This is a genomic window from Pseudomonas sp. B7(2017), from assembly GCF_002112745.1.
In the GTDB taxonomy this organism is placed as follows: domain Bacteria; phylum Pseudomonadota; class Gammaproteobacteria; order Pseudomonadales; family Pseudomonadaceae; genus Aquipseudomonas; species Aquipseudomonas ekonensis.
The window spans coordinates 591,349-611,289 of record NZ_NEIP01000002.1 but is presented as its reverse complement, the minus strand read 5'-3'; the positions used below and the strand labels follow the sequence as shown (position 1 = coordinate 611,289).

Below are 19,941 nucleotides of genomic sequence, written 5' to 3'. Positions count from 1 at the left end.
GCTAGAATGGCGGCCTTGCCGTTGCCGAGCCTGCCATGAAACCTGAACTGCCCCACGCCCAGCTCGACTGGGACGACCTGGGACGCCCGCGTTCGCGGGCCTTTGACGATGTGTACTTTTCCGACCAGTCCGGGCTGGAAGAGACCCGCTACGTGTTCCTCGAACAGAACCGCCTGGCCGAGCGCTTCGCCGCTTTGCCGGCAAACGGCAGGTTTGTGATCGGCGAGACAGGCTTCGGCACCGGGCTGAACTTCCTCTGTGCCTGGCAACTGTTCGAACAGTCTGCCCCGGCCGGTGCACGGCTGCATTTCGTCAGCGTCGAAAAGTACCCGCTGAGCCCTGCGGACCTTGAGCGAGCGCTTTCGCTGTGGCCGGAACTGACCACGTTCGCCGATCAATTGCTCAAGCGCTATGTAGCGATCCATCAAGGGTTCCAGCGCATCGTGCTGGACAACGGCCGGGTCACCCTCACCCTGCTGATCGGCGATGCGCTGGAGCAACTGCCGCAGTTGGACGCCCGGATCGACGCCTGGTTTCTCGACGGTTTCGCGCCGGCGAAGAACCCGGACATGTGGACCGCCGAACTGTTCGCCGAACTGGCCCGGCTGGCGGCGCCCGGCGCGACCCTCAGCACCTTCACCAGCACCGGCTGGGTGCGGCGCCTGCTCAATGCGGCGGGCTTCAAGATGAAGCGCACACCGGGCATCGGCCACAAGTGGGAGATCCTGCGCGGCGAATTCCTCGGCTGGCCGGCGCAAGTGCCCGCCCCCGCGCCGGACAAGCCCTGGTTCGCCCGCCCGGCACCGTTGACCGGTGAGCGCCGAGCGCTGGTGATCGGCGCCGGGCTGGCCGGTTGCGCCAGCGCCGCCAGCCTCGCGGCCCGGGGCTGGCAGGTCAGCCTGCTGGAGCGCCACGGTGCAGTGGCGCAGGAAGCCTCGGGCAACCCCCAAGGCGTGCTGTACCTGAAACTGTCGGCCCACGGCACGGCCTTGTCGCAGTTGATCGTCAGCGGCTTCGGCTACACCCGCCGTCTGCTGGAAAGCCTGCAGCGCGGCACCGACTGGGACGGCTGCGGCGTGCTGCAACTGGCGTTCAACGACAAGGAAGCCGAGCGTCACGCGCAACTGGCCGCCGCGTTCCCGCCGGACCTGCTGCAATGGCTCGACCAACCCGAGGCGCAAGACCGTGCCGGGATCGGCCTGGCCCACGGCGGCCTGTTCTACCCTGAGGGCGGCTGGGTTCACCCGCCGGCGCTGTGCCAGGCGCAGGCCGCGCAACCGAACATCGAACTGCTGCGCCATCACGAAGTGCTGGAGCTGCGCAAGGTCGATGGCCAGTGGCAGGCCTTCGACGGTGATCGCTTGATCGCCAGCGCGCCGGTTGTCGTGCTCGCCGGCGCCGCCGATGTCCGACGCTTTGCGCAAAGCGCCGAACTGCCGCTCAAGCGCATTCGCGGGCAGATCACTCGCCTGGCGCAAACGCCACAGAGCCAGGCGCTGAAGACCGTGGTGTGCGCCGAAGGCTATGTCGCCCCTGCCCGCTTGGGCGAACACACGCTGGGCGCCAGCTTCGATTTCAACAGCGACGACCTGACGCCGACCGCCGCAGAACACCTGGGCAACCTGGCGATGCTCGACGAGATCTCCGCCGACCTGACGGCACGCCTGAACATCCCCGGGCAGGACGTGAGCCATCTGCAGGGCCGCGCGGCCTTTCGCTGCACCAGCCCCGACTACTTGCCCATCGTCGGCCCCCTCGCCGACCGCGAAGCCTTCGCCCACGCCTTTGCCGCACTGGCCAGGGATGCCCGGCAAGTGCCGCAGGTGCCCTGTCCGTGGCTCGATGGCCTGTACATCAACAGCGGGCACGGTTCGCGCGGCCTGATCACCGCACCGCTGTGCGGCGAGCTGCTGGCGGCATGGCTGGACGACGAGCCGCTGCCCTTGCCCAAAGCCGTTGCCCAAGCCTGCCATCCCAACCGCTTCGCCCTGCGCCGGCTGATCCGCGGCAAATGAGACCGGATCCGCAACCGTTCAGAAATCGGACAAGGCGCATACGCCCAGTTCGATGCGCTTGATGACGTCGTCGGTCAAACGCTTCATCAGGTTCGTTTCGGCGGTTTGCCTTTCAAGCGAAATCGCATTGACCTGTTCGAGATAGTCAGAATCCGTCAGGGTATCGGCCTTCTCGAACAGGGCTTGCAGCCTGGGTGGGTAGATTGCTTCCGTCGAGCTGAACTGACGGGGATGATGCTGCCTCATGAGGTCGCACCAGAACGGCTGCTGCACCAGATACTCGGGAAACCGTGTCGACAGCTCGGCATTCCTGACCTTGAGCAACGCGCCCTTGAGGTCATCATCGGTGACGCCGCTCAAGAACTCGAAACGCATGTGCCTGGGCTGGCCGGGCAGATCCAGGGCCTCGGCCAGGCCCGTGCGATAAGCTAGGCCAACCTCCAGCGCATCGACCCTCGGATGGCTGTCGATGTGGGCTTGGACGATCTGATCCACCTGCTCCAGACGAAACAGCCTCTGTCCCAGCCTCAGCAGGTCCGCGGCGCTCGCCTCGGCATTCGTCTGACGGTGGAGGATCTGATGCACCTCCACGGCCACTTCCAGATGACTGAAGTTCAGCGCGGCCGAGTCCGTGCAGCGGATCGGGTTGGCCGCCAGGTCCAGAACCTGTTCGCAAAGCACCGCATCGCCCTCGGCAGCCTGCAGCACACGCCAGACCCGGCGCGCCATGTCCTGATGAACGAATTCGGAGTCAGCGGTGTTCCCCAACTCCGAGAGCAGATGAAACAGACCGCCGGCCCGTGAATCTTCCTTGAAGGCCGTCCAGACCCTGTTTCGTTGCTCGAACATCTGCCCGGCCTGGTCCGTGAACCACAGTTCCTTGGCCTGTCGCTCGCTGAGACGGGTGATGTCGTCTTCGAAGAACCCCATCCCTACCCCGACACGGTCCCGGTATGCCAACAACAAACCGCGGCTGGGATCTTGCAGCGGATTGTGCCGCAGGTTGACCGTCTCGCTCATGCGCCTCGGCGCCTGGAACAACCAGTTCGGCAGTTGCCGGATATCGTTGTCGCGCAGATCGACCCGGTCGAGGTTCGGCAAACGGGACACGCCTTTGGGCAGCTCGGTCGCCCGGGTGTTTCGCAGGGACAGGAAGCGCAGATCGAACATCTTGCCGACATCCGGGGTCGCCCCCAGCGCGTTGCCGCTCAGGTTCAGCGAGTGCAACGAGCGCAGCCCGGACAGTTTCGCCAGTGTCTGCTCGGTCAGTTGCACGCGATTGTCCGAAAGGCTCAGGCGCGTGAGCGCAGGCATGTGCGAAATCACCTCCGGCAGCCGGGTCAGCTGGTTGCCGTCCAGGTCAAGGGACTCGGCGTTCTGGAAAGCCTTGAGAAAATAGACCCCGTCATCCGTCAGTTGCATGTTCTTCAAGGACACGTGCCTCACATGATCGAACGAAGCATTCGCGGGCAGGTGCGGCAGTTTTCCGATGCGCATGTCGTCGAGCCTGAGGCTGCAATGCCCGTCGGCCATCCTGGTCTTGCGCCGCCAGGCCTCAATGATCAGCCGAGCCGCCTGTCGCCGGCTCTGGCGGGCCTCACGCAGTTCGCCGCCCATGGCTTGCAGCGCCTCACCGTCCTCGCTCCAGCGTTCAAGGCGGGTGGTCAGGTCTTTCAGCGCCTGTTCCAATTGCCTGACCGCCCGGGCGCGGGTCAGGCGATCCGGGCCCAGTCCGTCGAGAAGCGCGTTGGCCTGCGCATCGGAAAACAACGGATAGAGCCGCTTGACCTTGCGTCGCAGGGCATCGGCGTGTTTCGGCGAACCGACGGGACTGTCGCCCTGCACGCACGCCACCCCCTTGCGCACCGGCAACGGCAGATCGTTGATCAGCGCCCGTTCGGCATCGAATCGGCCATCCAGTGCGGTCTCCAACAGTCGAGCACGCAGGCGTGCGGCATCACCCGGCCGCTGTTCGGCAAACCCTGTCGCGGAGCGCCACGACGCCGGCATGCCTTTCAGTACAGCGGCATACAGGCTTTCAGGCCCAGGCAGCACCCGGCCCAGGGACTGGTTCCCCTTGAACACCTCATAACCGGCCGACGATTTGACGATCGTGCAGGTCTCGGCAAGCGCGGCAACCGGATGGCCGATGCCTTCCAGCAACGGGCCGTGGAACGTCCGTTCGCGCAGTTCCAGCCGCCAGTCCGCCTGCCAGCCGTCCAGATGCGCCAACAACCGAATGCCCAGCCTCTGCGTATCGTCATCGGCCAGTTCGGGCAGGTGGAATCCCGCCAGCGCCCTGTCCATCCGCACCGCGTCGCGGATCTGGCGCATCCTATGCGCCAATCCCATCGGCAGCCGTCCGGTAGCCTGCAAGTGCTGGCGCTCGACGCTGGGGGCCAGATCGATGAGCTGCCGGGCACAGCGCTCAGGCAGGCCAGGAAACGCTTCACAGGCCTTTTTCACATCGCTAGCCCCGCCTGAGTCGTAGAGCCGGTAAAGCTGCTCGAACAGCGGCCGCCGCCCGGCCTTGAGCTCGGCGCCCAGTCGCTTCGCCAGTTGCGTGTCCTGCCCTGCGCCGATGGCGGGGGCGCCGATCAGCGTTTGCGCCTCTTCGGGGTAGAGCCCCCCGACAACCGTCTGCAGCAATTGCCCGGCGGCCAATTGAGTCTGGGTCACGTGGACGCAAAGGTCAGGGTCGCTCACCGCAGTGGGCGGGTATGTCGCCATGACGTTCGCCTCGTCATCCAGCACTTCGATGTAGCGCCCATGGGGCCAACCCTTGAGCATGGGCAACGCTTGCAACTGCTCCTGGGCATGCAGCGGGGCGCCCGCATTGCCTTGCTCCATGTCGGCGATGAAACGGCGCAACTTGCCGTCGAGCTCGAAGCGCTTGGCCATGTCCTGCAGACGCAGCGGCAGGGGCGTACTGTCCTGCGCCAACCGATGCAGTTCGTCGAGCGGTGTATCGGTCAGCCTGCAGATCATCCCCAACTGCCTGTCATCGATACCGGACAGACGCGGGTTCATGCGCTTGAGCACATAGGCAGAATCACGCCATCGCTCGACCTGCTCACCGGGACGCAGCCAGCCCCCTTCGCCATTGGGCAGGGGCTCAGGCGCAAAGGCCGTCTTGCGCGTCGGATGCAGGATCCGCCAGGTCTTCGAATCGGGATCGAGCGTCACGGCATAGTGCTTGTCCTCGATCTGCAGGAACGTCCGGTCGCGGGCCTGATACAACCCTGAATAATCGACCTGCGTCGGCGCCTCCGTTGCCGCAGGCTGCTCATACCCCTGCAACGACTGCATCCACAATCGCGATCTGCCCGCCCGATCGAACACCGCAGCGAAACGCCCGAAGAATTCCGGGTGCCGTGCAAGCGAGCGACTCACCACGCCCCCCAACGATTTGGCCACGCCTGCCGTCGCGGCCATGAGGGCAACGTTTTCCGCCACCCCGAGCATGTGCGCCAGGGCATCGTGGCGGTCGCCGCTGCCCCAGTCTTCGATGCCCTCGTAGACTTCCGCCAACAGTTGGCCGACCGCCACGCCCATCATCAGCTCGCCCACCACCGGCAAGAAAAACCCTGCCAGCCCGGCGATGGTCACGCCGGTGTCCAAATAGCCGAGCCAGCGTTCACGCGATGCCTCGGCGTCCACGTCGGCGGTGGGCACCGCAAGTACCCGCGCATCGATCTGAAGCTTGCCGACGTGGCTGTGCAGCATGAAATCGAACAACGACCGTGCAATCGGCCGGGCCTGGAGCGTCCCCAGCTGCCGTGTGCGGGCGAAGGTCTGGAAAAAGTCCGCCTTGCTGTCTTCATCCAGATAGCGGGCGAAAGGCGCCGCATAGCTGCGCAGACCCAGCTTCAGCGTCAGGTATAGCTTGAACGTGCTGAAGGCGGGGTATTCGAACAGCGGACGGTAGGGTTCGCCGGGCATGTAGACAAGACACCACTCATCCGGATGTTCCTCCACCGGGCGTCGCGAAAACACCACCACACCCCAGAAGCAGATGTCCTGCCCCCCGAGGCCCTGCATAAGCAAGGGACGCCCCGCGTAATGCAGTGCCTTCGCGTCGCCGGCACCCTCGGCATCGATCAGCCGCTGCAGCATCTGATGCCCCTCCTGGGTGATGTCCCCTTTCATAGAGGCCAGATGCATGTCGAACGCCAGCAAGCGCTTTTTCAAGCGGACGATGTCCGGGCCCAGGGCGCTCGTCACCTCCGTTCGCCCGGCCCGCTCCTGCAGGCCGAACATCTGCGCGAAGTGCTCCTGATAGCGCTGCCCCAGATTCAGGTCGCGGCACAGGCCGGCAAAGGCCGACGGCGTCAATCCGGCAACGCCTTGCGGGTGGTTCTTGAGCTGGATCTCGCTGCCCTTGGGCAAGCCGTCGGAGCCCGCCTCTTCCACGGTGAAGTTCTGCATGGCCGCGTCCAGCAAGGTGCGCGTGCCCTGGTGGTCGCCCTTGAGCACCAGGCCATCGTGCTCGACCTCGAACGTCACCGGCCAGCGCAGGCGCAACGCGTGGGTCAAGGCGGAGGCGCAAAAGGCCTCCAACGGCCGCAGGTGGCTCAGTCCGACTTCGACCTTTAGCTGACTGGCCCGAAGCTCCGAGGCAGCCTGCATCAATGCGGCGATCCTTGCAGCGGAGGCCTTGAGCAGCCATGAAGGGATTCGTTCCTGCAGCACCTCGGCGGTGTCCAGGTCCCCGGTGGCGTCCAGCAGGATGGCGAGCACCTGTTCGTTCGTGAGCGTGACAGGTGTCAGGGGAGTATCCGGGCTCGGCATCGGCAATCGTCCTTAATTGCGGGGTTCAGGCCTTTAACTTATCGATCCCGCCGAGCGATTGATAACGCGAAATCCTGCGCGTTTGCCGTTGCGGATCAGCAAGAATTCCCATGTTTTGCATAACCCTGTACCGCACAGAATCGTGGCGAAGCTGTTATGGGTTCTGGCCGACGACGACGCTTTATAACCGATCGTTCTAAAACTACCGGTTCCTGCGCAGGTCAGTTTTTCAGTACCGGCCATTCCGGCGCGGTGCGTCTTGACCTCCCCAACGGAAAAAACCGGTAAGGAACTTATGTGCGGATTAGCTGGCGAGTTACGTTTTGACCAACGCCCTGCAGACCTTGCAGCCCTCGAACGAATCACCCATCACTTGGCCCCCCGCGGCCCCGACGCCTGGGGCTTCCACGCCCAGGGGCCGGTCGCCCTTGGCCATCGACGCCTGAAAGTCATGGATCTGTCGGACGGCTCGGCGCAGCCGATGATCGACAGCAGGCTGGGCCTGGCCCTGGCCTTCAACGGCGCCATCTACAACTTCCCGGAACTGCGCGCCGAGCTCGAAGGCCTCGGCCATGTCTTCCATTCCGGCGGCGATACCGAAGTGCTGCTTCGGGGCTATCACGCCTGGGGCGAAGCGCTGCTGCCCAAACTCAACGGCATGTTTGCCCTGGCCATCTGGGAACGTGACGCCCAGCGGCTGTTCATCGCCCGCGACCGGCTGGGCGTGAAGCCCCTGTACCTGTCGCGCACCGGCGAGCGCCTGCGCATTGCCTCAAGCCTGCCGGCGCTGCTCAAGGGCGGCGACATCAGTCCGGTCCTGGATCCGGTGGCCCTCAACCATTACCTGAACTTTCATGCCGTCGTCCCGGCGCCGCGCACCTTGCTGGCCGGCATCGAGAAACTGCCCCCGGCCACCTGGATGCGCATCGGCGCGGACGGGCGCACCGAACGCAAGACCTGGTGGACGCTGCCCTACGGCCCGCACGAAGACGAGAAAGGCCTGACGCTTGAGGACTGGCGCGACCGCGTGCTCGACAGCACCCGCGAGGCGGTCGCCATCCGCCAGCGTGCGGCGGTGGATGTCGGCGTGCTGCTGTCCGGCGGCGTCGATTCGAGCCTGCTGGTCGGGCTCCTGCGTGAAGCCGGCGTGGACGACCTGTCGACCTTCTCCATCGGCTTCCAGGACGCCGGCGGCGAACGTGGCGACGAGTTCCAGTATTCGGACCTGATCGCCAGGCATTACGGCACCCGCCACCATCAACTGCGCATCGACGAAAAAGAGATCATCGAACAGTTGCCCGCCGCGTTCCGCGCCATGAGCGAGCCGATGGTCAGCCACGACTGCATCGCCTTCTACTTGCTCTCCCGCGAGGTGGCCAAGCACTGCAAGGTGGTGCAGAGCGGCCAGGGCGCCGACGAACTGTTCGCCGGTTATCACTGGTATCCCCAGGTGGACGGCGCGGCCGATCCGTATGCGGCCTACCGGCAGGCGTTCTTCGACTGCACCCACGACGGCTACAAGGCCACCGTGCAGCCGAAATGGCTGACGACCCATGACGCGGCCGGCGACTTCGTGAAGGAACATTTCGCGCAGCCCGGCGCCGACGCGGCGGTGGACAAGGCCTTGCGCCTGGACAGCACGGTGATGCTGGTGGACGACCCGGTCAAACGGGTCGACAACATGACCATGGCCTGGGGCCTAGAGGCGCGGACACCGTTCCTGGACTATCGCCTGGTCGAACTGTCGGCGCGGATCCCCGCCCGCTTCAAGCTGCCCGACGGCGGCAAGCAAGTGCTCAAGGAAGCGGCGCGGCAGGTGATTCCTGCGCAAGTGATCGACCGCAAGAAGGGCTACTTCCCGGTGCCCGGCCTCAAGCACTTGCAGGGCGACACCCTCGACTGGGTCCGCGAACTGCTGCTCGACCCAAGCCAGGACCGCGGCCTGTTCGACCCGGTGATGCTCGACCGCCTGCTGACCGACCCGCAAAGCCACATCACCCCGCTGCGCGGCTCGCGCCTGTGGCAACTGGCGGCCCTGAACCTGTGGCTCAGCGAACAAGGAATCTGACCGATGAAACCTCATGCCACGGCCTTTGGCCAGCGCCTGCTGCGCGGTCAGTCGCCCTCCTACGAACGCTTGCAGGCGCGCCTGGCCGAAGACGGCAGCGCGCCGGCCGGCGCCCCGATCGCGGTGCATTGCGGCTGGGGCCGCCTGCTGATCGGCCATACGTTCCCGGATCCTTCGAGCCTGGCCGCAGAACTGCTCAAGGAGCAGCCGGGCGAACGTGACATCGCCCTGTACGTCGCCGCGCCGCAGCAGGTGCTCGGCCTCGAACCCGCGCAGCTGTTTCTCGACCCCTCCGACACCCTGCGCCTGTGGTTCAGCGACTACCGCCCGGCGACCCGGGTGTTTCGCGGCTTCCGCATCCGCCGCGCCCAAAGCGACGCGGACTGGCAAGCCATCAACCGGCTGTATCACGCCCGCGGCATGCTGCCGGTGGATCCCGCCCGGCTCACCCCGCACCACCGGGGCGGGCCTGTGTACTGGCTGGCCGAGGACGAGGACAGCGGCGCGGTGATCGGCAGCGTCATGGGCCTCAATCACCGCAAGGCGTACCACGATCCGGAAAACGGCAGCAGCCTGTGGTGCCTGGCGGTGGATCCGCAGTGCCCGCGCCCGGGGGTCGGCGAAGTACTCGTGCGCCACCTGATCGAACACTTCATGAGCCGCGGCCTGAACCACCTCGACCTGTCGGTGCTGCACGACAACCGGCAGGCGAAGACCCTCTACGCCAAACTGGGCATGCGCAGCCTCCCGACCTTCGCCGTCAAGCGCAAGAACGGCATCAATCAGTCGCTGTTCCTGGGGCCGGGGCCCGAAGCGCCGTTCAATCCCTATGCGCGGATCATCGTCGAAGAGGCGCACCGGCGCGGCATCGATGTGCAGGTGGACGACACCGAAGCCGGGCTGTTCACCCTCAGCCACGGCGGACGCCGGGTGCGTTGCCGCGAATCCCTGAGCGACCTGACCAGCGCCGTCAGCATGACCCTGTGCCAGGACAAGAGCCTGACGCACAAAGTGCTGAAGGGCGCCGGGCTGAACGTGCCGACGCAGCGCCTGGCGGGCAACGCGGATGACAATCTGGCGTTCCTCGACGAGCACCTGCGCGTCGTGGTCAAGCCGCTGGACGGCGAACAGGGCCAGGGCGTGGCGGTGGACCTGCAGAGCATCGAAGAGGTGCAGCAAGCCGTCGAAGCGGCGAAGGCGTTCGACAGCCGGGTGCTGCTGGAGAGTTTCCACGAAGGGCTCGACCTGCGGATCCTGGTGATCGGCTTCGAGGTCGTGGCGGCGGCGATCCGCCGACCGGCGCATGTGGTGGGCGACGGCCTCCACCCGCTCGACGCCTTGATCGACGCCCAGAGCCGGCGCCGGCAGGCGGCCACCGACGGTGAAAGCAAGATCCCCATGGATGAGGAGACCCGGCGCACCCTGCACATGGCCGGCTACGACTGGGACAGCGTCCTGCCGGCGGGCGAGCACCTGTCCGTGCGGCGCACCGCCAACCTGCACACCGGCGGCACCCTGGAAGACGTCACGGCCATCCTGCACCCGACGCTGGCCGATGCGGCCGTGCGCGCCGCGCGGGCGCTGGACATTCCGGTGGTCGGCCTCGACCTGATGGTGACCGCCGCCGACCGGCCGGAGCATGTGTTCATCGAAGCCAACGAACGGGCCGGCCTGGCCAACCACGAGCCGCAGCCGACGGCGGAACGGTTTGTGGATCTGTTGTTTCCCCACAGCCGGCCGGCGGTCTGACCCGGATGCGTTGAATGGGCCACCGCTTTCGCGAGCAGGCTCGCTCCCACAGGCGTGCAGCGAGCTGCCCGCGGAGGTGCCCTGACGATCAGCGCATGCCTCTCACCCAACAGGAGATTCCATGTCCCCTCAACTTCCCGAACCGGACCTGAACTACCTGCAGAAAGTCCTGCTGGAAATGCTCGCCATCCCCAGCCCCACCGGGTTCACCGACACCATCGTGCGCTATGTCGCCGAACGCCTGGAGGAACTCGGCATCCCTTTCGAGATGACGCGCCGCGGCACGATCCGCGCCACGCTCAAGGGCAAGAAGAACAGCCCCGACCGGGCGGTGTCGGCGCACCTGGACACCATCGGCGCCGCCGTGCGCGCGATCAAGGACAACGGCCGCCTGACGCTCGCGCCGGTCGGCTGCTGGTCGAGCCGCTTCGCCGAAGGCAGCCGCGTCAGCCTGTTCACCGACAGCGGTGTGATCCGCGGCAGCGTCCTGCCGCTGATGGCTTCCGGGCATGCGTTCAACACGGCGGTGGATGAACTGCCGGTCAGCTGGGATCACGTCGAGCTGCGCCTGGACGCCTACTGCGCGACACGGGCCGACTGCGACTCGCTGGGCATCGGCATCGGCGATGTGGTGGCCTTCGACCCGTTGCCGGAGTTCACCGAAAGCGGCCACATCAGCGCCCGCCACCTCGACGACAAGGCCGGCGTGGCCGCCCTGCTGGCGGCGCTCAAGGCCATCGTCGACAGCGGCCGGGAACCGCTGATCGATTGCCACCCGCTGTTCACCATCACCGAGGAGACCGGCAGCGGCGCGGCGGCGGCCCTGCCGTGGGACGTCAGCGAGTTCGTCGGCATCGACATCGCGCCGGTCGCGCCCGGCCAGCACTCCAGCGAACACGCGGTCAGCGTCGCGATGCAGGATTCCGGCGGGCCGTACGACTATCACCTGTCGCGGCACCTGCTGCGCCTGGCCGACGAACATGAACTGCCGGTGCGCCGCGACCTGTTCCGCTACTACTTCAGCGACGCCCATTCGGCGGTGACCGCCGGCCACGACATCCGCACCGCCCTGCTCGCCTTCGGCTGCGACGCGACCCACGGCTACGAACGCACCCACCTCGACAGCCTGGCGGCGCTCAGTCGCCTGCTGGGGGCGTACATGCTCAGCGCGCCGGTGTTCGCCAGCGACGCGCAGCCGGCCGATGCGTCCCTGGAGCGCTTCAGCCACCAGATCGAACATGACACGCAGATGGAGAGCGACACGCGGGTGCCGTCGGTGGACAGCCTGGTGGGTCAGCGATCCGACAGTTAGGTCGGCGGTGTCTGGGCCGGCGCCTTCGCCGGCAAGCCGGCTCCCACAGAGATCGGGCTTGCCGGCGAAGGGGGCGAACAGGCCACTGGTTCCTCCCGCGCTGGCCGCCGACCGCCAATCGCCGTAGCATCACGGCATTGATCGAGCCGAGGCCCCCATGCTGATTCCCCACGACATGCTTGAAGTCGACACCCTCACCCGTCTGATCGAGGACTTCGTCACCCGCGACGGCACCGACAACGGCGACGACACCCCGCTGGAGACCCGCGTGCTGCGGGTTCGCCAGGCCCTGACCAAAGGCCAGGCGCTGATCGTGTTCGACCCGGAAAGCGAGCAATGCCAACTGATGCTCAAACACGACGTGCCCAAGCACCTGTTCGACTGACCCTCAGCGCCCCTTGCCTGCGGCCTGCTTGCGCTGGATGCGCTCGTAGACCTCGGCGCGGTGCACCTCGACCTGCTGCGGCGCCTCGACGCCGAACCGGACACTGGAGCCGTTGACCGACAGCACGCGCAGGGAAATGTTGTGGCCGATGGAAATCTGTTCTCCGACGACACGGCTGAGTACAAGCATGGGGTTGATCCTTCAAGGTAAACGGGCCTTGAAGATGCGCGGCTTGCCCGCGCCCCACAATGCATGCCGGACAAATCAGTCATGCCCTACACGCGGTGGGTACATCGCCCTTCGGACGTTTCCCGCAAAGCGGCGATGGCCTACACCGTTTCAGGCAGCGGAAAAGCGCGGGCCGAACAGGATCACCGTGGCGCCGATCACGCACAGCGCGACGCCGATCCAGTCCGAACCCAAGGGCCGGATGCGCTCGACCACCGCCAGCCAGCCGATCGACGCGACGATGTAGATGCCGCCGTACGCGGCGTAGGCGCGGCCGGCGTAGGTCGCCTCGATGCGCGTCAGCAGCAGCGCGAACAGGGTCAGGCTCAGCAGTGCCGGGATCACCCACACGGCGCTCTTGCCCTGGCGCAGCCACATCCAGAAGGCGAAGCAGCCGGCGATTTCGAACAGCGCGGCCAGAAGGAACCACAGGTAATTGAGCATGCAAGACGTCTCGTCAGGGTGACAGTTGCGGCCACCCTAGCGATGAGGCCCTGCGGGAGCAAGTTCAGCCGTTGTTCTGCCGTGCCTTGGCGCGCATTTTGTCGGCCATGGCGGTCATTTCGTCGTACAGCAATTGCGGATTCTTCTGCTTGAGCGCCCAGGCCATGCGCCCTTGCTCGTGGGGCAGGATCATGAACTCGCCGGCGGCGACCCGGTTGAAGATGTAGTCGGCGATATCGGCGGCGGTGATCGGCGAACTCTCCAGCAACTTGCCGACCTGGGCCTTCATGGCCGGCGTCGGGCCACGGAACGAGTCCAGCAGGTTGGTCTGGAAGAATGATGGGCACACCACGTGGACACCGACCTCCTGCTGGGCCAGTTCCACCAGCAGGCTCTCCGACAGCGCCACCACGCCGGCCTTGGCCACGTTGTAGTTGCTCATGGCCGGGCCCTGCATCAGCGCCGCCATGGAGGCGATGTTGATGATCTTGCCCTTGCTCTGCTCCAGCAGCGGCAGGAACGCCTTGCAGCCCTTGACCACGCCCATCAGGTTGATCGCGATCTGCCAGTCCCAGTCTTCCAGCGACAGCTCGCTGAAGAAGCCGCCCGACGCCACCCCGGCGTTGTTGACGATGATGTCGATGCCGCCGAACTTCACCTCGCAGGCCTGGGCGAAGGCGGTGAGCTGGCTGTAGTCGCGCACGTCGCAACGCTGGACGAAGCCGTCGCCGCCGGCCTCGCGCACGAGTTTGAGGGTTTCCTGCAGGCCCGCCTCGCTGACGTCCGACAAGGCCAGCCGCCACCCCTCACGCGCCCAGCGCAACGCGATTTCGCGACCCAGGCCGGAGCCTGCACCAGTGATCATCATGCGATTTTGCATAGCAGACAGCCTTGTTGTTCTTTGGAAGATGCGCGGAGTGTAGCGAAGGAACCGCGGCCACCCACGCTCCATCAGAGTGCTGAATGGCGAGGGCAAACCGCCACGCGATGCGTGGCTCGGGCCTGGGCGGAGCGCGTTGCGGACAGCGCCAAAAAACATTGAATTTTCTGTCGGGCGCGCCGGTCGGAACTGGTAAGACGCCTGGATCCGCATGGTTTCCAGCCGGCCTTGGACTGCAAGACTTTCCGAAACCTTCTCGCCAAGGAAACAGACATGGGCACAATCCTCATCATTATCCTGATCCTGTTGCTGATCGGTGGTCTGCCGGTCTTTCCGCACTCCAGAAGTTGGGGCTACGGCCCTTCCGGCATCATCGGCGTCGTGCTGGTCGTGCTGCTGGTGCTGTTGTTGCTCGGCCGGATATAGCGTTTTTCGCAGGCAAAAAAAGAGGCCCTTCAAGGGCCTCTTTTCATGGGGCGGAACCTGGCGTGCCTGACAGTCAGTCCGGCTTGCCGTTGACCACACCGGCGGTGTTGTCGATCAGGCTCTTGGTGGCCGTCTGCAGGAACGCTTCGAGCTTGTGCTTGAGCTCGGCGGTGCGCGGCGCATCGGGAATGACCTCGGCGTGAGGATTGGCGCCCAGCTCGTAGGCGTAGATCTTCGGCGCCATGTCCTTGTCCTTCGGCAGCACCAGGATCTGGTCGGCGGTCACGATGGCGGTGGTCTGCTCGCTGCCGGACGGCTTGATCACGCCGAAACCGGTGTCGCCCTGCGGCAGGTTGAGCAGGTCGCGGCCCCAGCACTGGTGACGCACTTCGCCGCCCAGGCGGCCCATGATGGTCGGCACGATGTCGATCTGGGTGCCCACGGTGTGGTCACGCTGGCCGAACTTCTCCTGGATGCCCGGCGCGATCATCAGCATCGGCACGTTGAAGCGACCCAGGTCCATTTCGGTGATCTGGCGTTCGTTGCCGAAGCCGTGGTCGCCGACGATGACGAACAGGGTCTCCTTGAAGTACGGCTCCTTGCGGGCCTTCTCGAAGAACTGGCCCAGCGCCCAGTCTGCGTAACGCATGGCGGTCAGGTGCTCGTTCAGGGTGCCGCGGTCGGTCACGCGCTCCACCGGCAACGGCGTCGGCAGCGCATACGGGGTGTGGTTGGACAGGGTCTGCAGCAAGGCATAGAACGGTTTCTTGTCCTTGCCGTCGCGGGCCTTCAGTTCTTCCAGGCCACGGTCGAACATGTCCTGGTCGGACACGCCCCACGTCGGGTCGGAGAACACCGGATTGACGAAGTCGTTGCGGCCGACGAAGTTGGTCATGCCCTGGTTGCTGAAGAAGCCCGACTGGTTGTCCCAGGCGAAATCGCCGTTGTAGACATAGACATCGTCAAAGGCGCGGGCACTGAGCAGTTGCGGCAGGCCGGACAGCTTGTGGCTGCCTTCCGGCGTCTGCATCAGGTATTCGAAGCCCGGCAGGTTCGGGAAGCACGCCATGGTGGCGAACATGCCCTGGTGGGTGTGGGTGCCGTTGGAGAAGAACCGGTCGAACAGCAAGCCTTCCTTCGACAGCTTGTCCAGGTACGGCGTGATGTTGCCCGGGCCGCCCAGCGCGCCCACCGAATGGCCGGCCATGCTTTCCATCAGGATCACGACGACGTTCTTGATCGGCAGGGTCTTGTCGGCCGGTGGCGTGTACTCGCGACGCACGGCGGCGATGTCGGCATCGACCAGCTTGTCGTCCGGCATCAGCAGCATCTCGCGCACCACCTTCTGCGCCTCAGGCTGCGGCAGCGTGGCCTTCCAGATGTTGTTGCGGTCTTCGCCCATCCGGTCCTTGGCCGCCGCGATCAGCGACAGCGTGCCGTTGAGGCCCAATTGGTTGGCGAAGTTCGACTCGGTGGTGTACACGTCGCCCCAACGCAGCGGCGGGCCTTGACGCAGGGTGCCGCGGGCGGCGACCACGCAGACCACCAGGCAGACCACGAACACCGCAAGGCGCGCATACCACGGCGCCACCTGACGGGTGCCGACGTTACCGCCGCTGAACGGCCCGCGCGGGCGGGTGGCGCGGTCGGCGCCCTTGAACGCCAGGGTCAGGATCAGCGTGCCCACGGCCCAGGCCAGCAGGTAGCGCACCACCGGGAAACCGTACCAGAGCATGCTCATGACGGTTTTCGGGTCTTCCTTCACGTACTGGAACACCAGGCCGTTGAGGCGCTGGTGGAACTCGCGGTAGAAGTCCATCTCCATCAGGCCGAGGAACAGCGCGATGCTGGAGACCACGGTCAGCCACAGGCGGAAGAACCCGCGGGCGGCCATCGCCCGGACGCTGAACAGCGCCAGCAGCAGCGGAATGCACAGGTAGACCACCAGGCGCAGGTCGAAACGCAGGCCGTTGGCGAAGGCTTCGAGGAAGGTGGAAGCCGGGGTGTCGAGGATCATCTCGCGGTTGTAGACCAGCAGCGCGAGGCGCAGCACGGACAACATCACCATCATGACCAGCGCGCACAGCAGCGTGTAGGCCAGATGCGATTTGACGGTCGGTTGCAGCAGGCGACTGGAAGATCGCTGCCGGTTCAGGGCGTCCGGGTTTGCCATGTCGTTTTAGGACCCATTGGAAGTTGAAATTGCAAGAAACAGCTGCGCCCTGCCCTCTGTTGGCCATTCCCAGGCCCCGGGGCTCGCGCGGTGCGCAAATGTTGCACGATAGACGGCGGCATTGCCATTGATTACTGCCCCGGCGCCGGACACTTTCATGTCGGGCCGGCAGGGTGCAAGGATGCGGGCGAATTGTCGGGAAGCAATTGTGAAAATTTCGTTCAACGCATATCCGGAAACACAAAATAAGTACAAAACCACCACAAAACAAAACGCCCCGAGGGATCAGGGCGTTTTCTCCATTGCGCCGGCGCTTACTTCTCGGCGCGGGCCTTGAGGGCCTTGAGCGTGTTGAACGGCGCATCCACCACGAACTTGTTGGCGACCATCGCCGGCACGCTGCCGCCCGGCTCGGTGTGCACCTGGTAGGTCACTTCGACCTGGTCGCCCTTGGGCACGAACTTCCAGAAACCCTTGACCTGGGCAACCCGCACATAGCCTTTCTCTTCCGGAACGTACTCCGGCACGCCTTCCAGGTTGCGGGTCAGGCTGCCGTCGGCGCCTTCGACGGTGGTGATGTGCAGCACCGAGTCACGGGGGGTGACCGGCCATGGCGTGTTGAAGCGGGTGTAGGTCCAGCTCTGGTCGCCTTCGTGCTTGAGCAGCTCCTGGGACTTGCACTCGTGGATCCATTTGCAGGCGCCGGCAACGTCTTCCTGGAGGGCGCGCAGCTTGGCGACGGTGGTCTTCATCAGCGTCACGCCCTGATAGGACTTGTAGTCCGAACCGGGCACTTCGCTCAGGGACACCTTGATCCCGTCCTCGTTCTTGGCGACTTTCCAGTCTTCGGCCTGGGCGGCCGAGGTGGCCAGCACGGCGGTCAGACCGCACAACACAGCGATACGGTGCAGCGAACCCATAGTCTTGTTCCTTATTGTTGAAGTTCCGTTCGTTTGACGCATCACGCCGCCGTCATCTGCTCCCACCAGCCGATCAGCCTGACCGCCTCTTCGCGGCTGTCGCCGCAGACTTCAGGATCGGCCTTGAACCCCGAACAGACCGCCGGACGCTCCGGACGGCCGAAAATGCTGCACAGGTTTTCGACCGAGAGCTGCACGCAGCGTTCCCCAGCGGGCTTGCCGTCTGGCATGCCGGGAATCGGTGAACTGATGGATGGGGCAATGCAGCAGGCGCCACAACCTTCACGGCAGTTCATGGCAACAGATTCCTCGCGGCGGGCAATGCATGAAAAGGACAGGGAACAGAGTAACGGCTAAAACGCCTGTTTTAAATTCCCTGAAACGGAGTTTTTGCGTGTAAACGGAAATGACCGACCAGTCTCCGACAAAGTGTCTGGCCGGCGGGTCACCGATGAGCGGGTTTCACTGCTTGAATTCGAAATCCAGCGCGGCCCCTTCGACATCCCGCCGCTCCTCGTTGCGCAGCTGCAACTGCATTTCGTTGCTCAGCAGACGGCCGTTGAGCTGGAAACCGCTGTTCTTCTCGCCGAACATCTGCGGCAGGATCGCCTCATGCTTGGGCAGCGGCACGGCGCCGGCCGGCTTCAGTTGCTGCACCATCTCCTTGGGCAGGCTCAGGTCGAGCCTGGCGGGCGGCAACGGCGTCTTGGCCACTTCACTGGCCGACTTCGACTTGGAAGCGACCGGCGCACGCTTCTTGACCGGCGCGGCCTTCTTTTGCGGCGCCTTCTTCGCCGGCGTCGCCTTGGCGGCAGCGGCCGGCTTTTTCGCGGCGGCGGCAGCGGGTGCCTTGTCCTGGGCAGCAGCCGCCAGGACGCCAGGCACCTGTGCGAACGCAAACAGGCAAAGCAAAACCCGGACGGCAGGAAGAATCGCTTTCATGAATCCAACGGGGCTAACGGCAGAGGGCCATATGCTCGCCTGTCGCAGAGCCTGTGACAAGCTCTGCCATCGACTCAGAAGCCGCCGGCAGTCTCTTGGCAGAGTTGGGTCGCCAGCAGGCCGAGGGTCATCAGCGTCCGCTCCGCCTCGCGGTTCCAGGAAATGCCGCAGTTGAGCCGGATGCAGTGGTTGAACTGCTCGGTGTTGCTGAAGATCAGGCCCGGCGCAATGCTGATGCCCTGTTGCAGGGCCCGCACGTGCAGCTCCTGGGTGTTGACCCGTCCCGGCAGGCTCACCCACAGAATGAAGCCGCCAGTGGGCCGGGTCATCTGGGTGCCTTCAGGGAAATACTGCTGGACCGCCAGCTGGAAGGCGCTGAGGTTTTTCCGGTATTCCTGGCGGATGTACCGTAAATGCCGGTCATAGCCGCCGTTCTCCAGGTACGCGGCGATCGCCATTTGCGTGACGCTGCACGCCGAATGGGTGCTGAAGGTCTGCAGCCGCTGGATCTCCTGCTGATACTTGCCGGCGATCATCCAGCCGATGCGCACGCCGGGCGACAAGGTCTTGGAAAAGCTCGAACAGTAGATCACCCGGTCGAGCCGGTCGTAGGCCTTGAGCGCCTTGGTGCGGCCCTGCTCGAACATCAGCTCGCCATAGATGTCGTCTTCGACGATCTGGATGTCGAAATCCGAAGCCAGGCGCAGCAGCTGTTTCTGCCGCTCTTCGGGCATGGTGCCGCCCAAGGGGTTGCTCAGGCGCGTGGTCAGCACCAGGGCTTTGATCGACCATTGGTTGGCCGCCAGCTGCAGGGCCTCCAGGCTCATGCCGGTGGCCGGGTCGCTGGGGATCTCGATGACTTTCAGGCCCAGCAAGTCGGCCAGCTGCAGCAGGCCATAGTAGGTCGGGGATTCGGCGGCGATCAGGTCGCCGGGCCGGGTCAGCACCCGCAGCGACATCTGCAGGGCATCGACGCAGCCGTGGGTGATCACCACTTCGGACGGGTCGACCACCACGCCCGCGTCGCGCATGCGGATCGCCACTTGCCGGCGCAGCGGTTCGAAACCGGGGCTGAACATATAGCTGAACGCCCGCGGGCTGTGGAACCGCGTGACCTTGGCCAACTGCTGGTGCAGCGCCCGCACCGGCAGGTAATCGACGCTGGGCACCGCAGCGCCCAACGGGAACACGCCTTCGCGGCGGGACTCGACCAACACTTGCTGAATGATGCTGCTGCGGGTGACCAGGCCCGGCCGTTCGACCCGCGCGATGTCCGGCGTCGGCGCCGTCAGGGCGGGTGTCTGGTGCACGTAGTAGCCGGACTGCGGCCGCGCCCGGATCAGCCCCTGATCCTCAAGGTTGGCGTAGGCCTGCAGCACCGTGGCATGGCTGACGTTGAGCTGCGAACTCATCTTGCGCACCGACGGCACGCGTTCCCCCGGCTGATACACGCCGCGACGGATGTCTTCAGCCAGTTGTTGAGCAATACGCTGGTAGAGCAAGAGATTGGTCATGACGCAGCACTCGATTTCACGGGGCGTTTTATTCTTGTTCGAAACAATACCGGAACAGTTTAGAAGTGTACTGGGACAGTTGCCACATTACTCG

At 65.1% G+C, this 19,941-nt stretch carries 15 protein-coding genes; 6 read left to right on the top strand and 9 right to left on the bottom strand.

Annotation, left to right across the window (positions count from 1 at the left end; genetic code table 11):
• The first annotated feature begins 35 nt into the window (after nucleotides 1–35).
• Nucleotides 36–2,015 (top strand): bifunctional tRNA (5-methylaminomethyl-2-thiouridine)(34)-methyltransferase MnmD/FAD-dependent 5-carboxymethylaminomethyl-2-thiouridine(34) oxidoreductase MnmC, encoded by a 1,980-nt coding sequence (gene mnmC, locus CAG29_RS06310; protein WP_085578069.1) that lies wholly within the window; start codon nucleotides 36–38, stop codon nucleotides 2,013–2,015.
• 18 nt (nucleotides 2,016–2,033) lie between these two features.
• Here mnmC and CAG29_RS06305 read toward each other — a convergent pair whose 3' ends face one another.
• Nucleotides 2,034–6,806: an NEL-type E3 ubiquitin ligase domain-containing protein gene (locus tag CAG29_RS06305; protein ID WP_085693988.1), complete on the bottom strand. Its 4,773-nt coding sequence runs from the start codon at nucleotides 6,804–6,806 to the stop codon at nucleotides 2,034–2,036.
• A gap of 295 nt (nucleotides 6,807–7,101) precedes the next feature.
• Here CAG29_RS06305 and CAG29_RS06300 point away from each other — a divergent pair, with 295 nt between their 5' ends.
• From CAG29_RS06300 to CAG29_RS06285, 4 genes are all read left to right on the top strand, one after another.
• The gene (locus CAG29_RS06300; RefSeq protein WP_085693986.1) at nucleotides 7,102–8,874 is read left to right on the top strand and encodes an N-acetylglutaminylglutamine amidotransferase; all 1,773 of its coding nucleotides are present in this window, start codon (nucleotides 7,102–7,104) and stop codon (nucleotides 8,872–8,874) included.
• Nucleotides 8,875–8,877: 3 nt separating this feature from the next.
• Complete coding sequence (ngg, locus tag CAG29_RS06295; RefSeq protein ID WP_085578072.1) at nucleotides 8,878–10,623, top strand: N-acetylglutaminylglutamine synthetase; 1,746 nt, start codon at nucleotides 8,878–8,880, stop codon at nucleotides 10,621–10,623.
• A 121-nt stretch (nucleotides 10,624–10,744) separates the two neighbouring features.
• Entirely contained in the window at nucleotides 10,745–11,935 is a 1,191-nt protein-coding gene (locus CAG29_RS06290; RefSeq protein WP_085629733.1) for an osmoprotectant NAGGN system M42 family peptidase, read from the top strand.
• A 157-nt stretch (nucleotides 11,936–12,092) separates the two neighbouring features.
• Nucleotides 12,093–12,320: a YheU family protein gene (locus CAG29_RS06285; RefSeq protein WP_085578074.1), complete on the top strand. Its 228-nt coding sequence runs from the start codon at nucleotides 12,093–12,095 to the stop codon at nucleotides 12,318–12,320.
• Between the two features lie 3 nt (nucleotides 12,321–12,323).
• Here CAG29_RS06285 and csrA read toward each other — a convergent pair whose 3' ends face one another.
• From csrA to CAG29_RS06270, 3 genes are all read right to left on the bottom strand, one after another.
• Complete coding sequence (gene csrA / locus CAG29_RS06280) at nucleotides 12,324–12,509, bottom strand: carbon storage regulator CsrA (RefSeq protein ID WP_085578075.1); 186 nt, start codon at nucleotides 12,507–12,509, stop codon at nucleotides 12,324–12,326.
• Nucleotides 12,510–12,659: 150 nt separating this feature from the next.
• Nucleotides 12,660–12,992 (bottom strand): YnfA family protein, encoded by a 333-nt coding sequence (locus CAG29_RS06275; RefSeq protein WP_085578076.1) that lies wholly within the window; start codon nucleotides 12,990–12,992, stop codon nucleotides 12,660–12,662.
• Nucleotides 12,993–13,056: 64 nt separating this feature from the next.
• Nucleotides 13,057–13,872: an SDR family oxidoreductase gene (locus tag CAG29_RS06270; RefSeq protein WP_085578077.1), complete on the bottom strand. Its 816-nt coding sequence runs from the start codon at nucleotides 13,870–13,872 to the stop codon at nucleotides 13,057–13,059.
• A 273-nt stretch (nucleotides 13,873–14,145) separates the two neighbouring features.
• On the opposite strand from CAG29_RS06270, the gene CAG29_RS06265 reads away from it, so the two are divergent.
• Entirely contained in the window at nucleotides 14,146–14,298 is a 153-nt protein-coding gene (locus CAG29_RS06265; protein WP_003226960.1) for a DUF3309 family protein, read from the top strand.
• A gap of 73 nt (nucleotides 14,299–14,371) precedes the next feature.
• Here CAG29_RS06265 and CAG29_RS06260 read toward each other — a convergent pair whose 3' ends face one another.
• The 5 genes from CAG29_RS06260 to CAG29_RS06240 form a co-directional block, all read right to left on the bottom strand.
• Nucleotides 14,372–16,471 (bottom strand): LTA synthase family protein, encoded by a 2,100-nt coding sequence (locus CAG29_RS06260; RefSeq protein ID WP_085578078.1) that lies wholly within the window; start codon nucleotides 16,469–16,471, stop codon nucleotides 14,372–14,374.
• Nucleotides 16,472–16,785: 314 nt separating this feature from the next.
• Nucleotides 16,786–17,391 (bottom strand): START domain-containing protein, encoded by a 606-nt coding sequence (locus CAG29_RS06255; protein WP_085656055.1) that lies wholly within the window; start codon nucleotides 17,389–17,391, stop codon nucleotides 16,786–16,788.
• A gap of 41 nt (nucleotides 17,392–17,432) precedes the next feature.
• Nucleotides 17,433–17,687, bottom strand: coding sequence for a YkgJ family cysteine cluster protein (locus CAG29_RS06250; protein WP_085578080.1), 255 nt, complete (start codon nucleotides 17,685–17,687; stop codon nucleotides 17,433–17,435).
• A 166-nt stretch (nucleotides 17,688–17,853) separates the two neighbouring features.
• Nucleotides 17,854–18,333, bottom strand: a complete 480-nt coding sequence (locus CAG29_RS06245; RefSeq protein ID WP_085693984.1) for a translation initiation factor 2 — start codon at nucleotides 18,331–18,333, stop codon at nucleotides 17,854–17,856.
• Nucleotides 18,334–18,407: 74 nt separating this feature from the next.
• Nucleotides 18,408–19,847 (bottom strand): PLP-dependent aminotransferase family protein, encoded by a 1,440-nt coding sequence (locus CAG29_RS06240; protein WP_085578082.1) that lies wholly within the window; start codon nucleotides 19,845–19,847, stop codon nucleotides 18,408–18,410.
• Nucleotides 19,848–19,941: the final 94 nt, after the last annotated feature.

Coding starts and splice junctions, on each gene's coding strand:
- mnmC (WP_085578069.1), top strand. CDS start 36: ATGAAACCTGAACTGCCCCACGCCCAGCTCGACTGGGACGACCTGGGA.
- CAG29_RS06290 (WP_085629733.1), top strand. CDS start 10,745: ATGTCCCCTCAACTTCCCGAACCGGACCTGAACTACCTGCAGAAAGTC.
- CAG29_RS06265 (WP_003226960.1), top strand. CDS start 14,146: ATGGGCACAATCCTCATCATTATCCTGATCCTGTTGCTGATCGGTGGT.
- CAG29_RS06240 (WP_085578082.1), bottom strand. CDS start 19,847: ATGACCAATCTCTTGCTCTACCAGCGTATTGCTCAACAACTGGCTGAA.
- CAG29_RS06305 (WP_085693988.1), bottom strand. CDS start 6,806: ATGCCGAGCCCGGATACTCCCCTGACACCTGTCACGCTCACGAACGAA.
- ngg (WP_085578072.1), top strand. CDS start 8,878: ATGAAACCTCATGCCACGGCCTTTGGCCAGCGCCTGCTGCGCGGTCAG.
- CAG29_RS06270 (WP_085578077.1), bottom strand. CDS start 13,872: ATGCAAAATCGCATGATGATCACTGGTGCAGGCTCCGGCCTGGGTCGC.
- CAG29_RS06275 (WP_085578076.1), bottom strand. CDS start 12,992: ATGCTCAATTACCTGTGGTTCCTTCTGGCCGCGCTGTTCGAAATCGCC.
- CAG29_RS06260 (WP_085578078.1), bottom strand. CDS start 16,471: ATGGCAAACCCGGACGCCCTGAACCGGCAGCGATCTTCCAGTCGCCTG.
- CAG29_RS06255 (WP_085656055.1), bottom strand. CDS start 17,391: ATGGGTTCGCTGCACCGTATCGCTGTGTTGTGCGGTCTGACCGCCGTG.
- csrA (WP_085578075.1), bottom strand. CDS start 12,509: ATGCTTGTACTCAGCCGTGTCGTCGGAGAACAGATTTCCATCGGCCAC.
- CAG29_RS06245 (WP_085693984.1), bottom strand. CDS start 18,333: ATGAAAGCGATTCTTCCTGCCGTCCGGGTTTTGCTTTGCCTGTTTGCG.
- CAG29_RS06300 (WP_085693986.1), top strand. CDS start 7,102: ATGTGCGGATTAGCTGGCGAGTTACGTTTTGACCAACGCCCTGCAGAC.
- CAG29_RS06250 (WP_085578080.1), bottom strand. CDS start 17,687: ATGAACTGCCGTGAAGGTTGTGGCGCCTGCTGCATTGCCCCATCCATC.
- CAG29_RS06285 (WP_085578074.1), top strand. CDS start 12,093: ATGCTGATTCCCCACGACATGCTTGAAGTCGACACCCTCACCCGTCTG.